Annotated in this window: 13 protein-coding genes; 2 read left to right on the top strand and 11 right to left on the bottom strand. The window is 48.0% G+C overall.

Features of this window, described 5'->3' with window-relative positions; genetic code table 11:
* Positions 1 to 58: 58 nt before the first annotated feature.
* From NBH16_RS04175 to NBH16_RS04165, 3 genes are read right to left on the bottom strand one after another with little or no spacing between them, the layout of a single operon-like run.
* Positions 59 to 2,794: a hybrid sensor histidine kinase/response regulator transcription factor gene (locus NBH16_RS04175; protein ID WP_250788152.1), complete on the bottom strand. Its 2,736-nt coding sequence runs from the start codon at positions 2,792 to 2,794 to the stop codon at positions 59 to 61.
* A 44-nt stretch (positions 2,795 to 2,838) separates the two neighbouring features.
* Positions 2,839 to 3,747 carry a hypothetical protein gene (locus tag NBH16_RS04170; protein ID WP_250788151.1) on the bottom strand — a complete coding sequence of 303 codons (909 nt, stop codon included), beginning with the start codon at positions 3,745 to 3,747 and terminating at the stop codon, positions 2,839 to 2,841.
* A 5-nt stretch (positions 3,748 to 3,752) separates the two neighbouring features.
* The gene (locus NBH16_RS04165) at positions 3,753 to 5,210 is read right to left on the bottom strand and encodes an MBOAT family O-acyltransferase (RefSeq protein ID WP_057326649.1); all 1,458 of its coding nucleotides are present in this window, start codon (positions 5,208 to 5,210) and stop codon (positions 3,753 to 3,755) included.
* A 449-nt stretch (positions 5,211 to 5,659) separates the two neighbouring features.
* Here NBH16_RS04165 and NBH16_RS04160 point away from each other — a divergent pair, with 449 nt between their 5' ends.
* Positions 5,660 to 6,883 carry a site-specific integrase gene (locus NBH16_RS04160; protein ID WP_250788150.1) on the top strand — a complete coding sequence of 408 codons (1,224 nt, stop codon included), beginning with the start codon at positions 5,660 to 5,662 and terminating at the stop codon, positions 6,881 to 6,883.
* 21 nt (positions 6,884 to 6,904) lie between these two features.
* Positions 6,905 to 8,206 (top strand): site-specific integrase, encoded by a 1,302-nt coding sequence (locus NBH16_RS04155; protein WP_250788149.1) that lies wholly within the window; start codon positions 6,905 to 6,907, stop codon positions 8,204 to 8,206.
* Positions 8,207 to 8,275: 69 nt separating this feature from the next.
* Here NBH16_RS04155 and NBH16_RS04150 read toward each other — a convergent pair whose 3' ends face one another.
* The 8 genes from NBH16_RS04150 to NBH16_RS04115 all read right to left on the bottom strand — a co-directional run bounded on the left by NBH16_RS04150 (position 8,276) and on the right by NBH16_RS04115 (position 15,245).
* On the bottom strand, positions 8,276 to 8,587 hold the full coding sequence (locus tag NBH16_RS04150; protein WP_250788148.1) for a helix-turn-helix domain-containing protein: 312 nt from the start codon (positions 8,585 to 8,587) through the stop codon (positions 8,276 to 8,278).
* Positions 8,584 to 8,880, bottom strand: a complete 297-nt coding sequence (locus NBH16_RS04145; protein ID WP_250788147.1) for a helix-turn-helix domain-containing protein — start codon at positions 8,878 to 8,880, stop codon at positions 8,584 to 8,586. The genes NBH16_RS04150 and NBH16_RS04145 overlap by 4 nt, the downstream gene beginning before the upstream one ends.
* A gap of 16 nt (positions 8,881 to 8,896) precedes the next feature.
* Entirely contained in the window at positions 8,897 to 9,214 is a 318-nt protein-coding gene (locus NBH16_RS04140) for a helix-turn-helix domain-containing protein (RefSeq protein WP_250788146.1), read from the bottom strand.
* A gap of 216 nt (positions 9,215 to 9,430) precedes the next feature.
* A complete protein-coding gene (locus NBH16_RS04135) occupies positions 9,431 to 9,847 on the bottom strand; it encodes a hypothetical protein (RefSeq protein ID WP_250788145.1) in 417 nt (138 codons plus the stop codon).
* Between the two features lie 309 nt (positions 9,848 to 10,156).
* Positions 10,157 to 11,473 carry a sigma-54-dependent transcriptional regulator gene (locus tag NBH16_RS04130; protein ID WP_250788144.1) on the bottom strand — a complete coding sequence of 439 codons (1,317 nt, stop codon included), beginning with the start codon at positions 11,471 to 11,473 and terminating at the stop codon, positions 10,157 to 10,159.
* Positions 11,448 to 13,775 carry an ATP-binding response regulator gene (locus NBH16_RS04125; RefSeq protein WP_250788143.1) on the bottom strand — a complete coding sequence of 776 codons (2,328 nt, stop codon included), beginning with the start codon at positions 13,773 to 13,775 and terminating at the stop codon, positions 11,448 to 11,450. Before NBH16_RS04125 ends, NBH16_RS04130 begins: the two co-directional genes overlap by 26 nt.
* A gap of 48 nt (positions 13,776 to 13,823) precedes the next feature.
* A complete protein-coding gene (locus NBH16_RS04120) occupies positions 13,824 to 14,600 on the bottom strand; it encodes a hypothetical protein (protein WP_250788142.1) in 777 nt (258 codons plus the stop codon).
* Between the two features lie 39 nt (positions 14,601 to 14,639).
* Positions 14,640 to 15,245, bottom strand: coding sequence for a hypothetical protein (locus NBH16_RS04115; RefSeq protein WP_250788141.1), 606 nt, complete (start codon positions 15,243 to 15,245; stop codon positions 14,640 to 14,642).
* Positions 15,246 to 15,298: the final 53 nt, after the last annotated feature.

Here is a 15,298-nt window from a genome sequence, read left to right as displayed (position 1 = left end):
ATTTCCAAGGGACAATAACAGACGTTACCCGCATGTAACATCTGTACTAGCAGCATCCTTACAAAGACTCTATAAACTCGGTTGGCGTTATATTATAAACCGCCTTAAAGCATTTGGAGAAATAGGCCGGCGAGCCGAATCCCGTGGCATAAGCAACCTCGCTAATCGTTCCGGATCGCTGCTTCAATAGGGCGGATGCCTTTTTCAAACGATAGTTACGCAAAAAGTCCGTAGGGGTAATCCCGGACAACTCCTTCACCTTTCGATATAAATGCACACGAGACAGACCCAGTTTCTCACTGCCTTTCTCTATACTGAAATCGGGATCGCTATAATTCTCCTCTATTAAAGCGATAAACTTACGCATAAACAAATCATCCAGACTCTCCACCTTCCCTTTAGTCTCGATGGAAAGTCCCGCAGGCGATTGAGACTCTTTCAAGAAAACCTCCCGCAAACGATTACGTTCTTCCAACAATTTAATGATACGTAATTTCACGATCTCGATATTGAACGGTTTCTGGATATACTCATCCGCTCCCCCCTCAAATCCATACAAGCGTTGACTGTCATCCGAAAGAGCCGTAAGCAAGATTACCGGGATATGACTGAGGGCCATATCCGACTTAACCCGGCGGCAAAGCTCGAAGCCATTCATCTCCGGCATCATCACGTCACTGACGACCAGTGATACATTTTCCTTCAATAGAATATCCAAGGCCTTGGCACCATTCTCCGCTACAAGTACATTAAAATTCCCGGACAACTCATGCTGTAAATAAGCGCGAATATCCCAATCATCCTCAACGATCAAGATCGTATAATCATATTTCTTATTCAACGTTTCTTGAACTTGGGATATATCCAAATGCGCTACACCAGAGGACGATTCCGTCGCATTCGACAGAAAGACACAAGATTCATCAAAATGAGATTTACCTTTCGGGATCTGAACGGTAAACACTGTCCGTTCGCCTTGCTCGCTTTCCACGTGGATCGAGCCTTTATGCATAAGGACAAATTCCCGTGTCAAATGCAGTCCGATACCCGTTCCCGGAGCATAGCTTTGCCCGCTTGTAAAAAAGCGCTCGAATACGGAGGCTAGGTTTTCCGGGGGAATACCCTCTCCATTATCTTCCACCGATAAGACAACCTCCGTCTCCTCCTCCCGCAAACGAATCGTAATCTTCCCCTGCTCCGGGGTAAACTTAAAGGCGTTCGAGAGCAAGTTCGTTAATATCTTCTCCATCTTGTCCGTATCCACCCAAACAAAAAGAGAATCCATTTCATGCAGGAAGGTATAATCAATTCGCTTACTCTGGGCCAGATTATTAAAATAAGATTTCACCTCTTGGATTAAAAAGACCAAATCCATCTTAGTAACCCGCAATCCCATCTTATTATTCTCTATCTTCCGGAAATCCAGCAATTGGTCGATCACACGTTTCAAGCGTTCCGCATTCTTCTTAACGATGCGGATATCATCCGCGAAAGCGCCTGCCGGGGCATCTTGCGCCATCTTGTTCAGAGGCCCGAGAATCAAGGTTAAAGGAGTCTTTATCTCGTGAGATACATTCGTAAAGAACTGCAATTTTTGTGCCGTGACTTGCTCGATACGCTGGTTCGCTACCGAGAGTTCCTCTTTCTGTTGTTGTACCAAACGATTTTTCTCATTCAACAAATGATTCTTCTGGCGCACTTTACGATTAATATAAACCGTGTAAATAGCGGAACCACCCAACAAAAGCGCCAATATCAAGATAATAATCAAGGAACTATAAAGAAAGTTATATTTCGAGAGCAATTGCGACAAATTCGCACGCTGTTTCTCGATCTGGCGTTGATATTCTACCAACCGGTCTGATTGTAAATAAAGGGTACCGGCGTTGGTCTTATCGATCATAGCGGTGCTTAATGCATACTTTTTCGTATAAGCTTGTCCGCTTAAGATCTGCCATGCTACCTTAATAGCCACCCCACCACCTGTCGGATAATAAAAAGAGGCATCCAACTTACCCTGCGCAACCGCCTCCACGCCTAAGCCTCCTCCCAAGAGTCCATCCACGCCTATAAATTCCACGTGCCCCACCAGCGACGAATCTCGCTCCTCAATCGCCTCACGGGCCCCTAAGGCCATCATATCATTATGAGCGAAAACGATATCGACATCCTCTATGGAATCCAGCTTCAAGACTTCCTCATAGGCATTCTTCCTGTACCAATACCCATCCAACTCCCGGATTTTCACATTCGGATCAATAGACATCGCATCGACAAAACCTTGATGTCTTTCTGTAGCGGAGGAAGAGCCTCTCCGTCCCCATATCTCTAAAATCGTTGTCTCCCCCTTGATCAAGGAGCTGATGTACATTCCGATCGAGCGACCGATCTCGTAATTATCCGCTCCAATATACGTCGTATATTCATCGCTATTAATTTTCCGGTCCAATATGATAGTGGGAATACCAGCCCTGTACGCCTCAACAGCGACAGGCGTAACAGGCTCGGTCTCATTCGACGATATAATCAGCAAATCCACCTTTTTCTTGATAAAACCTTTTATCTGGCTGATCTGAGTATCATTATCCTGACTAGCATCCATTACGACCAACTCGATCTCCGGATGATTTAAAGCCTCTACTTCCATATCACGTATCATGGATTGACGCCAAATATCCGTCATCGAGCATTGAGATACACCGATGACATATTTCTTTTCTTTTTTACCGGGTGAACAGGCAAAGCAAAGAATAAGGGATAGCCAAAGCAGGATATAAAGCGGGTTTCCTTTCATGTGGTATATTTAATTCGATCGTTTATTCTACAAATATACGAAAACTATTCCGAAATTACCCCCAAACAAGTCAAGGTATCTTTTAACAACGGGGTAAATCTATGGATACCGATTTCATTCAAATGATCAGCGTCCCTATAGCAAGAATCAGGTAGCGATACAGCCGTATAATTTAAATAAAAGACCGTTTTATCATCCACATATTCCCGAGCCAAAGAATCCGTCAATTCTCGATAACTCGAAGGAACCCGTTCCATATATTCCGTGGAAACAGGGGCATTGTACAAAATAAGAGACAGATCCCGCTTCTTACATTCCTCTACGATTCGCCCCAACATCTCTTGTTGAAATGAGGATGGCAATAAATAAGCACCCTTATCATCATAGTAATGACGATCGATAATAACGTCTAGTGTTCCCCCGGTCGCCCCCGTGAAAATACGCTCGATCACATTCCTTTTAATCTCAGCTACGCAATTCTTGAACGGAACGCCAAACTCATACGAATACATGACCTCCTTACGGGTTACCGGCGAAACAGCCTCCTGTACCAAGGGTCGCAAATCCTCCCGCTCCTTCAGATGGGGATAAATAGACATATAGGCAGGAAACTCATCCTGATAGGAATCATCGACCACGGTAAACGTGTGATAACCAAACCCCAATATCACGGTTTTCAAATGGGGAAGGTAAGGCGCTTTCAAGCATAAATCGATATAGGTATTGAAATAATTCTCACTGGATTTAGCGTCATTCCTCGATTTCCCCAGCATATCGGCGGATATCGAATGTAAAGGATGGGAATCTCCCAAAATCAATACCTCTACTTCCGGATCACTCTTGAGGCTGGGTACGCTTATATGAAAATAGGAGCGGATCAACAGACAACTAAGCAACCCTAAACATCCTACCACCCCTAAATACCGGAATATAGCTATAAAGAACCTTCTCATACTTATCAGAATTGAAAATAAATGAAACCTTGTGGATTACTGGCGTCGAAACCATAGATGATAATCAGCAATACCGTATAGATAACATACCGAACCGGAAGGCTCAGGTCCTCTATCATCAACCCATGCGCTTGTTTTCGGCCGATCCATTCCACAATGAACATAAGAGCCGTGAAAAAGAAACATTTCTTCAGCAGGAGTTGCCCGAATCCCAAGCCCACAAGTTGAGGAGCCGAGAATAATGAGGCATTGAACATCCGCTCGAGGTACACAGCCGCTTGAGATATATCTTCCGACCGGAACAGAATCCATCCCAATAAGACCAGTAGAAACGTAACTCCCATCTGTGTCAATTCCTTCACAGAGGGAAGGAAACTGTTTTCCGCCACGGAATCTCTATACCTCCTATTTTGACCCAACAATAACAATGGCAGAAACAACAATGCATGATACGCTCCCCATGCCACAAACGTCCAGTTAGCCCCGTGCCAGAACCCACTTACCAAGAAAATAACAAGGGTATTCCGGAAGCTCTTCCATTTCCCTGCCCGGCTTCCCCCTAGCGGTATATAGATATAATCCCGGAACCAAGTCGTCAACGATATATGCCAACGCCGCCAAAACTCCGCTATATCCCGAGAGAAATAAGGATACTTAAAGTTCTGCATAAGGTCTATGCCAAATAACCGGGCACAGCCGATCGCTATATCCGAGTATCCGGAAAAATCACCGTAAATCTGTATCGTAAAGAAGAAAGCCCCCAGAAACAAGGTACTCCCATCCAACGTCTGGTAATTCTCAAACACACCGTTCACGAACAAAGCGCAGTTATCGGCAACCACCACTTTCTTGAAAAATCCCCAAAGCATCTGGCGTATACCATCCAACGCCAGATCACAATCGAAATTACGAGGCCGGAGAAACTGAGGCAACAAATGAGTAGCCCGTTCTATCGGGCCCGCCACTAATTGGGGGAAGAAACTGATATAAGCGAAGAATGCCACGATATCATGAGTCGCCTTGATTTTACCTTGGTAAACATCAATCGTATAGCTCAAAGCCTGAAACGTATAAAAGCTGATCCCGACAGGGAGTAAGATATTCAACGTCACGTAATCGGCATCCCAGCCCAATAGGTGAAGGACATTTACCAAATTCTCGGTAAAAAAATCAAAGTACTTAAACACACCCAAGATCGAAAGGTTCAGTAAAATATTGCCGGCACTTATCCACTTTTGGACCGACCGGTTGCCAGCGCATTTCTCCAAATAGACTCCACTCAAGTAACTGCATAACGACGTAAACAGGATCAGCAGCAAAAAGCGCCAGTCCCACCATCCGTAGAACAGGTAACTAACAGCTACCACAAATAGATTTTGCCACCGCAAAGACTTGAAAGCAAACCAGTAACCAAAGAAAACCAATGGCAGGAATATAAGGAACTCTATGGAATTAAATAACATAAATATTTAATTTTCAGACTCAAGAATATGTATCATCAAGGCGCAAAGATAAGGAAACTCGCTCACATACGGATGGCTTTGGAGAAAATAATGCAAAGTGTTTGAAACCGAAAGGGATATGTGGTTTTGTACCAGATTCTTCCATTTATGGCTTTTGACCGTTTTTGGGGGGAGTTAGGATAACGAATCGCTACCTATCCGTTGCCTTTTTCAGGATTGAAAAAGAGGTTTGGAAATTGCTCCCGCATCTCGTTCTATATCCTGTTTACCATAGTAAAGAACGCAGTTTTTGCTATGTCTGTTGATGCAAACTTAGTCATATTTTTCCGTATTGGAAAAAAATATAGGCTCTGTTTACAAGCCAAGGTATCTTATTCTTCGTTCCGCTATATTTTTCATGCCGTTCATTTGCTCTGCATATAATAATTTTGCAAACAAAGGAATTAGTTATGAATCAGGCAAATGTAAAGGTATCGTTCTACCTGAAAAAGAGCGAGGCGGATGCTGACGGCAACTGTCCTGTAATGGCAAAGTTGAATGTCGGAAAGTATTCCGAGGCGGCTTTCAGTGTGAAGATGAAAGTGCCACAGTCACGCTGGACCTCCGGACGTGCAACTGGCAAGAGCGTGGCGGCAAAGGAAATCAACAACCGTCTGGATGAGATTCGTGCGATGGCATTGAATATCTACACGGAGCAGTCGGCTGTTCGTGACGGTGTGACAGCCGATGAAGTGAAAGGTGTACTGCTTGGAATGGCCAGCGGGCAGGAAACGCTTTTGGGGTATTTCAAACGATTCATCTGCAATTTTGAAAAGCGTGTGGGAGTAAACCGCACAATAGGAAGCCTGCGGGCCTATCGCAATGCCTACAACCATATCGAAAGATTCTTGCAGGTGCAATACAAACTGTCGGATATTCCGTTTTCCGCGTTGGACCGCTCTTTCATCGACAAGTATGATTTGCACCTTCGGACTGAACGTAATCTCGCTCCCGGAACGATTATCAATCTGACCGTACAGCTGAAAACGATTGTCGGTGAGGCCATCGCTGACGGCATCATTACCGCCAGCCCGTTTTTGGGATATGAGCCGGTGCGTCCCAAAGCCGTACAGAAATATCTCACGGCAGAAGAGTTACACAGGATTATGACCACCCCGCTTCACAGGCAGACTCTCTATCATGTCCGTGATTTGTTTCTGTTTTCCTGCTTCACCGGCATTTCATACGGAGATATGCGCCTGTTGACTAGGGATAACCTATGCCTTGCGGAGGATGGGACATGGTGGATTAAAAGTGCCAGACAGAAGACCAAGATAGAATTTGAGATTCCGCTGCTGGACTTGCCGTTGCAGATTCTGAAGAAGTATGGCGACACAGCTCCCAGTGACAAGTTACTGCCGGTGTATTGCAATTCCATGCTGAACCTTTACTTGAAAGAGATTGCCAAGATCTGCCATATAGACCGTCCGCTGGTCTTCCACACCGCCCGGCATACATACGCAACGGAAATCACGCTCTCCCACGGAGTTCCTCTTGAAACGGTCAGCAAGATGCTCGGACATAGCCAGATAGAAACGACACAGATTTACGCGAAAGTGACCGATGACAAGATAGATGCCGATACAAAGGCCTTGAACCGGAAAATTTCAGAGTGTTTCTCCGTCATCATTTAATAACCACTTGAAAACAATTATATGGAAAAGAATATTGAAAAACAGAACACTAAACGGCGCAGCACTTTTGCCGTGCTGTTTTATATTAACCGTACGAAAGTGCGCAAGGACGGGATGTGCCAGCTATTGTGCAAGGTGAGCATTGATGCAGAATGGGCACAGATAGGAACCAAGGTTTCGGTCAATCCTGCCATCTGGAATCCAGAGAAAGGGCGTGCTGACGGAAGAAGCGAGAATGCCGTTACAGTAAACCGCGCCATAAATGACCTGACAAGCGAGATTGCCGGACATTATGAGCGGATAAAGAACAGCCTGGGTTTCATCACGGCGGAACTGGTCAAGAATGCAGTCAAGGGTATCGGACAGAAACCGCTTACCCTGCTGGCTCTCTTCAGGGAGCATAATGAGGAATTCAAGAAACGTGTCGGGATAGACCGCATACAGGAGACATACGACTCCTATCTGCGTTCCTACAAGCATCTTTCCGCTTTCGTCCGGGAAAAGAGAGGTGTGGAGGATGTAACGTTACGAAGCCTTGACCGGGTGTTTTATGACGATTTCGAGGTATTCCTGCGTACAGTCCGCAACCTGAAACCCAAAAGCGTGCATGAGCACCTGTACCGCTTGAAGAAACTCACGATGCGTGCGGTCAGCCAAGGCACATTGCGCCGCGATCCATATTGCCGCCTGCATCCCGAACTGCCCAAAAGGAAGAGCCGCCACATGAAACTGGAGGATCTCAAGACATTGATGACTACGCCGGTGGAGAAGCCGCAACTACAATTCGTACGGGATATGTTCATCTTTTCGACGTTCACCGGACTGGCATATGCGGATTTGAAGAAGCTGTCAGTAAATGATATTACGCAGGCGAAGGATGGCATATGGTGGATTCATATCCACCGGCAAAAGACCGACACGCTTTCCTCTGTCCGCCTGTTGGATATTCCACTCCAAATCATAGAGAAATACCGCAACCTAAGAACCGGGGACAGAGTTTTCAATATTTATACCCGCAGATATTTTATCCAGCTGACGAAAGAATTAGGTCGGGTATATGGATTTGATTTGACCTTCCACCAGGCCCGGCATAATTACGGAACCCACATCACTCTTTCGCTCGGTGTTCCGATAGAGACGGTAAGCCGCATGATGGGACATACCTCCATTTCCACCACGCAGATTTACGCGCAGGTTACGGACACGAAAGTGGATGAGGATATGAAACGGTTGAGGGCCACAGGTTTCGGAAACAGGATTGACCTTTGTGAAGAGGATTTCACGGTGAAGAAAAAGCAGACAAAGAAATCAACGACCGCCTGAAACGGAAAACGTAGAAGCGGCCTGAACGAAGCGCAGGCTGTTTCTCCGTGCTTGGTTAGTGAGGAAGGGCTATACCCAGCGTTGCTCTTCCCGGCACCGTTTGTAGGCATCGTCCAGAATCTTCATGATATCGGACTCTTTGTAAAGAGCCTTTCCCTGAACCATGTAGTAAGGGATCACACCGAATGTACGGTATTCCTGCAATGTGCGCCTGCTTACCCGCAGGACTTTGGAAAGTTCCTCGTCCGTAAGGAAACGTTCACCGTTGAAAAGAGATCTCGGCATATCCTCCATCGCTGAAAGCATCTTCTCCATTTTCTTCAGCCCCTGGAACATAACATCTATGCGCGGGTCTTTCTTGTCAATAAAATGATAGCTCATAATTTGCTCTTTATTAAAGGGTGATAACTCAATTCCAACAATCTCTGTATATCTTCCGGCTTATAGAAGAGCTTGTTCTTGATACGGCTGAAAGGCAGTAGCCCTTTGGCCCGGTACGCCTGAAGGGTCTTTTTGTTGATGCGGAGCACATCGCACACTTCCTGGTTGTCCAGCCAGTTCTTCAGACCGAGATCCTCAACCGGACGGCATACGTGCGTCACCCGTTCCTCAAATTCGCAGAAGCGGACACGCAGTTCTTCAAAAGTCTGTTTGTCAATACATACAAGTTCCATATTCTTTTCAGTTTAATTAAATTTCCATCTGTTTTTTCAGTCTCGCGGGCATACGCTTTCCTTTCTGGTTGAGGAATGCCTCTACCTCGGAGGATTTGTAATAGGTACGCCCGTCTATCATGTAATAAGTCACGAGCTTCTTCTGGCGGTACCGTGCGAGGGTGCGCTTGGTGATGCCGAGCAGCTCGCACATGTCCTGGTTGTCTAGCAGCTTGTCGCCGTCGAGGGCCGAGGTCTGGCGGTTCATTCGGCTCAGCCTGTCTTCAATCTTGTCGAACCGTTCCATGATCTGATGAAGCATCATCTGGAAGGTTTCGCGGTCTGTCTGTATCATAATACGGTCTGTCTTTTGAGTGTAAATAATTGATTGGTTACACCTTGTCGCGCAACAGGTTATATTATGATATAGGGCTAACGGCGTGCCAATGACCCTGCATTTCACGGAATGACACAGGCATTCCGCTGATATACAGCGAAATAAAATTTATCGGAGAAAAGTAATGATGGAATAACGGCCTTGCAGGACGCAAGAAATCTCGCAATATGCAAGTTACATCCTGCAAGGATTACGGTATATCAGGCGGCAGATGCCGTTGGGAAAAGCAACGGCCTTATGCAACTGCCATTGCCGGACGGGAAGGATGGCCTGTACGGAAATCCCTTTGCCGGCGGAATAAGGAAACAGGTAAATAATAAACTCTTCCACAAGGTTGTAATGGAAGAGTCCCCGAAGAAGTTCAAGGGATTCTGCATCATGAACTTCTGCAAGATAGGTAAAGGAATCACTTTTTCTGTCTTTCTCGCAAAGCAGATCCAGTATCGAATGAGGTAAAATCCGGGCATTGCAGCGTTCCCGCCATTGGACGAACCCTTTCTTGTGGTTCATTGCCCATTGCGTCAGCACGTTGTCGGTTTCCGGCAGGAAGCCGTCCAGTGTCATTACCGTTACCGCTTGGATTTTTGACATATAAATTCTGTTTTAAATCCGGACCGGAAGCCGTTCCAAAAAAGAAGCGTGCAAACACACTACTTCTAATGGAGGCTCTGGAATGCCTTAACAGGAATAGGTGAATGCACGCTATGCGTAGGCATAGCATAAGCAATCACGCAATAGTTCCTGTTAATGTTAATTTTCCAGATTCCCATTAGAAACGCCTTGCGGTCTTATGTCATATACAATCGGCAACCGCCTCACAGACGGTATGCCGTTTTTTCTCTATTTAATTGCAAATGTACACATATTCAGCGAGATTTGCATTAACGACGGGCATCATTTTTAATTCAGCCCGTATTTTTTCATCTTCCTGTACAGCGTTGCCGGATTGATTTTCAGCATCGTGGCCGCCTGCTCCCGGTGCCCGTTGCAGGCTTTAAGGGCATTGATGATATTCTTTTTCTCCAGCGATTCGTCTCTCAATGGCTGGATAACCGACGTGGAAGCCGGCTCATTGTCATGCTGATGGATTCCGGTGTCCAATCCGTCCATCTCCAACACCGGTGCTTCGGAAACAAGCACGGAACGTTTCACCCTGTTTTGCAGTTCACGCACATTGCCCGGCCACGGGTAGGCAAGCATCCTGCGCCTGGCATCATCGGAAAAACCGCTTGTTTCCCTTTTCAATTCCCTTGAGTAACGCTCACGGAAGAATTCAGCCAAAGGGATGATGTCTTCCGCGCATTCGGCCAACGAGGGCTGGCGGATCTCGAACTCGTTCAAACGGTGGTAGAGGTCCTCCCTGAACCGCCCGTCCCTGATGGCCTGTTGCAGATCCTCGTTCGTGGCAGCGATAATCCGCACATCAGCCACCCGTTCCTTGCCGCTGCCTATCGGGGAATAGATATTTTCCTGCAACACACGAAGGAGCATGGACTGAATCTCGTAAGACATTGTCCCTACCTCATCCAGGAACAAAGTCCCGCCTTTCGCCATATCGAAGTAGCCTGTCTTGGCGGTATCGGCACCGGTAAACGCCCCTCTCTCGTGTCCGAAGAGAAGCGAGGCGGCCAGTTCACGGGGCAATGCCCCGCAGTTCACCGCCACGAAGGGCATGTTCCAGCGTTCACTGCCCTGATGGATACTCTGCGCCACAGATTCCTTGCCCGTACCGTTGGCACCGAGCACCATCACCGACATTTCCGACGGGGCAACCAGTCTGGCTAACTTCTCCACTTGCAGAATCTTCGGACTTGTCCGATGAAACAGCACCTTCTCCAGTTTCCGTACCGTGACCATGGGCCGGAATACATCCTCTGCCAGTTCCAGCAGGTGTTCCTTGCGTACCGGCTTGGGCAGGTAGTCTATCGCACCCAATTTGATGGTACGCACCACATCCGGGACCGATACATATTCGGTCGTGATGATAAAGGGAATATCCTTCTTTTCCTTGCGGAGCCATTCCAAGAGGGATATTCCGTCCCCTTCCGGAAGACGTACATCCGAAAGTATCAAATCGAATGCGGTCTTACGTATCAACGAACGGGCTACCGGCTCGTTCATGGCCGTCACCGCATCATAACCCGCCTGCGCAAACCAGTCCTTCTGCATCTGCGACAAACCAATATTGTCCTCAACTATCAATATTTTCCGTTTCATTTGTCAGTTTTTTTATTTCGTTCTCCGCTTCAGCTATCAGCATGGCGGTACATTCTATTATTTGGTGTGTATGCTCCCGTACGGCATCATCGCCCGCGATTTTGTCTTTCAGCAAGACCCGATAGGCGGACAAGGTCTCTTCCATCTGCAACAGTTCCCACATCGGCTGCATACGGTGTACGGTCTCACGCAATTTCTTTCGGTCTGCGTTGTTCATTGCCGAAGCGAGTTCCTCCGCGTCCTGTCTCGACTGTTCGATGAAGGAGCATAGCAGCTTTACCTTGTCGTTGACCTCGGCCAGCATCGTGCTGAAATCAATCCCCCGGTTTTCATCCTCCCGGCATCTCTTTACGGTCGAGAGCAGGCTTAGCAGCTCCGGGGAAAAAAACGGCTTGTAGATGCAGTCCGCAAATCCGGCTTCCAGATAGGCTTTTTTATCCTTGTCGCCACGTGCGGTCATGGCGACAACGGGTATTGTGCGCGAATTGCCGATGTTTGAGTTGCGTAAAAGGGCAAGCAGGGAGAAGCCGTTGGTTCCGGGCATCTGGATGTCGGAAAGGAGCAGGTCATAATCCATGCAGCGCATGGCCTTGACCACCTCTCTGGCAGAGGAGCATACCGTGCATGTTATACCGTTGCGTTCCAGCATCTCCTTAATCACATCCCTGAGCATACTGTCGTCATCAATGACCAGCACGCTATGGGGAAGGTACTCGAAATGCGGCAGTATCGGGTTTTCGCTCTCCACCGGCTCATTTGTCTCCGGGACCGGAAGGGTTACACGGAACGTGCTTCCACGGTCAATGGAGCTTGTCACCTCGATAGTCCCGTCAAGCAGGTTCACGAGCCCTTGCGTGATGGACAGCCCCAGACCATAACCGTCGGCATTGGCGGCGGAGGTCTGACGCTCAAACGGGCGGAAGATGCGTGAAAGCGTCTCCTCGCTCATGCCTATACCGGTATCCTTTATTTCCAGAATCAGGTTCCCGTCGTGATAACGGACATGGAAGCTGATCGTACCGGACTCGGTGAACTTGACGGCATTGGCAAGCAGGTTGTCTATGATCTGTTCTATGCGGTCCGCATCCCCATAAAGCCTGACCTCCGTATTCTTGAAATCGCTGTCGAACAGGATACCCTTGTTATTGACCACGTGCGAGAATCCCGAAGCGGTACGTTCCAGCAATCCATGAAGGTTGAACGGGACATCGTTGCGTATCTCTCTCGCCTCGTTCAGGTGGTACACGTCCAGCAGGTTGTTGAGAAGGTGTACCACATGGCGGCAAACGATTCCGATATTGTTCAGATAAATGTTCCGCCGTTTCTTCTCCCGTGTGTCCATCGCCAATTCGGTGTTGCCGCTGATGATGTTCAAAGGGGCTCGGATATCGTGCGACAAGGTGAGGATGATATTCTTGCGCATATCCAGCAATGCGGCATTCTGTCTTATCGTTTCTTCCAATCGTTTCCGGCTTTCCTCCTTGGCATACGCATCCCGCTGGATGATCCAGTAGGATATGATCAACAGGAGAATGGCCGTTATGACCAGACCGGTGATAACCTGTGTGGAAAGCTCGTATGCCTCTTTCAGATGATGTTCCCTGTTTCGGAATACGGTTTCCGCCTGATTGTCCAGTGTTGTAATCAAGGTGTACAATTTCCGGTTCAATTCCCGATTGCGGTGCCGCAGTCTGTCGGTATAGGTATCAATCGCGTCCTCCCGTTCTTCAAGCATGGAGATCAGCTGTATGTTCAGCGAACGGAGCGACCCCGGATCTTGGGGAACCTGTATGGTCTCTTTCTTTCCGAACCACCCGGCAATGCCTTTTTTCTTGCGGGTGACGGTGTGGTTCCGGATTGCCTGTTCTGCCACGGCTGGCAGATGATTCTGCAACAGACTGTCGGCTTTATCTTGTGCGCTGACAGCCTGCATGATTCCGTAAAGATGTTCTTCCTTATTTTTCAATAAAGCGCGGAGCGTGTCGAGTTGCATGGGGTTAACAAAAGCGATGCAGTTCCTTTTCATCTGTTCCAACAGAGAGTCCACCTTTAACCGCCGTTCCCGATATTTGCGGGAATCTTCTTCATCCCATCCGATAACAGACTCACCGTAAGAGGCAAGAATGGTAATTTGATGGTGTACGGCACTGATATCACGCCGGACCTGATGAATGGTGGTCACTTCCGACTCGATTTCACACACCCGTTTCCGTTCATGGAAAAGAATGGCAGCCATGCTGATGATGACTGCCATTAATACGAAGTAACCCAATAGGATTTTATATCGTATGTGTATTGTCATATTTAAATTAAACAAGTCAATAATACTTTTTTGCCAAAAATGCCGTTGTCATTTTTCCCTGATAACTATCGTGTCCCAGCTTTCCCAGTCGTTTTCGACATCCACCACAAGTTTGTCGGCCTTCGACAGGTCAATGGGTTCGTCCCCGTCATGGCTCTGGCTGCGTGATTTCGTACCCATTGCATAAAGGCGGTTGCGAACGATGCTGAAGCAACGCTCCGTTTCGGGTGTGGTTTCGGTGGAGAGGATTGTCCGTCCGTTCCCGTCCAGCGTGATGACGGTACGGGTGGCTTGCAAGGCCGCTTTCTCTTGCAGCGACACGTCCCAGTGTTTCAACACTTGACCTGTCTCGTCCAGTAGCTGCATCTGAAGGGTGGAGGCATCGTTTGCAGCATTGTTAGGTTCAACAGCCGATGCCACCCAGAAGCAGTCACCGAATACCGAACCTTTCTGCAACTTGATGGAGCTGTCGGGATATTTTTCCCCATCCACCTGCCAGTTCGTGTCTTTCCCGTCCAGGTAACCGTCGGAATTCATATCCAGAGGCAGTCCGGGATTCTCGGTATTGCCTGGGAACCAGTTTTTCAGCCTCACCTCATAGACAAGAAAAGCGTCGTCTTTGGTTGATCCGAAGAGACGTGCATCATACTCCGTATCAGGAGCCATACCGTTTACCGCATTTTTCAGGTTGAAGTCTTCGGGACTTTCATTCGAACGGAAACCGCCCAGGATAACCGTCCTGTTCCTGCGGGTCGATACCAGACGCAAGCCGGCTACCTTCGTCCCGCCTATCTCCGTCGGGATACGGGTAAAGTATCCGAACATGCCCGCCACTTGCCGGCGCAGGATGACCGCCCCGTCCGGCTACCCGGCGGGAGAATTTTCTGCGGTCGTTATCTCACCGTTCTCCACGTGCAAGATCCGGCTTCCGGCAAAGATTTCATCAGCGAGCCCCCCGTCCGGCACGGTAACGGTTTCGGTGTGCGTGAACGGCTTTCCGACCTCCACATCCTTGAAGGGGACATACCCTCCGTATGTGCCGCTTTGGTAACCGACGGCATAAACCTGATAGTCTTTGCCATCCTCCAGCAGGTTTTCTTCTTTTAAGGTAACAACAGCCTTGCGTCCCTGCCTCGAACCGTCGGCATAAGGCCGGCTCACGATGTTTTGCGTGTCGTTCCACCCTTCCAGTGTGGTGTGGTACACCACCTCCGCCGAGTTGTCATCACGGATGATGACCAGGGCCACCTTGTCGATGGTCTGTTTGGGTGTGGCGCTTGAAGCCGTGCGCCGTGTCTGGGGCACGTTGTTGTCAAGATACGATTCACCGTCACTTTCCACCATAAGGGTGAACTCCTGCACCGGTCCTTTATCCGGCTCCTGTCCCTCGACGATCTCACTGCTGTTGTCGCATCCTGCGGCCAATAACAGCGCGAAAAGACCGGCTGTCCATATTCGCTTTTTCTTCATCTTGTTATTTTTTTCGATATTAAAAAAAGGGCCAAAGCAGTCGGAACAGTCTC

The sequence above is a fragment of the Parabacteroides sp. Y3-G-102 genome (genome assembly GCF_023656845.1).
Classification (GTDB): Bacteria; Bacteroidota; Bacteroidia; order Bacteroidales; family Tannerellaceae; genus Parabacteroides; species Parabacteroides distasonis.
Note: the sequence above shows the minus strand (reverse complement) of the source record. Positions and strands in the feature narration are given on the sequence as shown.

Coding starts and splice junctions, on each gene's coding strand:
- NBH16_RS04175 (WP_250788152.1), bottom strand. CDS start 2,794: ATGAAAGGAAACCCGCTTTATATCCTGCTTTGGCTATCCCTTATTCTT.
- NBH16_RS04170 (WP_250788151.1), bottom strand. CDS start 3,747: ATGAGAAGGTTCTTTATAGCTATATTCCGGTATTTAGGGGTGGTAGGA.
- NBH16_RS04165 (WP_057326649.1), bottom strand. CDS start 5,210: ATGTTATTTAATTCCATAGAGTTCCTTATATTCCTGCCATTGGTTTTC.
- NBH16_RS04160 (WP_250788150.1), top strand. CDS start 5,660: ATGAATCAGGCAAATGTAAAGGTATCGTTCTACCTGAAAAAGAGCGAG.
- NBH16_RS04155 (WP_250788149.1), top strand. CDS start 6,905: ATGGAAAAGAATATTGAAAAACAGAACACTAAACGGCGCAGCACTTTT.
- NBH16_RS04150 (WP_250788148.1), bottom strand. CDS start 8,587: ATGAGCTATCATTTTATTGACAAGAAAGACCCGCGCATAGATGTTATG.
- NBH16_RS04145 (WP_250788147.1), bottom strand. CDS start 8,880: ATGGAACTTGTATGTATTGACAAACAGACTTTTGAAGAACTGCGTGTC.
- NBH16_RS04140 (WP_250788146.1), bottom strand. CDS start 9,214: ATGATACAGACAGACCGCGAAACCTTCCAGATGATGCTTCATCAGATC.
- NBH16_RS04135 (WP_250788145.1), bottom strand. CDS start 9,847: ATGTCAAAAATCCAAGCGGTAACGGTAATGACACTGGACGGCTTCCTG.
- NBH16_RS04130 (WP_250788144.1), bottom strand. CDS start 11,473: ATGAAACGGAAAATATTGATAGTTGAGGACAATATTGGTTTGTCGCAG.
- NBH16_RS04125 (WP_250788143.1), bottom strand. CDS start 13,775: ATGACAATACACATACGATATAAAATCCTATTGGGTTACTTCGTATTA.
- NBH16_RS04120 (WP_250788142.1), bottom strand. CDS start 14,600: ATGTTCGGATACTTTACCCGTATCCCGACGGAGATAGGCGGGACGAAG.
- NBH16_RS04115 (WP_250788141.1), bottom strand. CDS start 15,245: ATGAAGAAAAAGCGAATATGGACAGCCGGTCTTTTCGCGCTGTTATTG.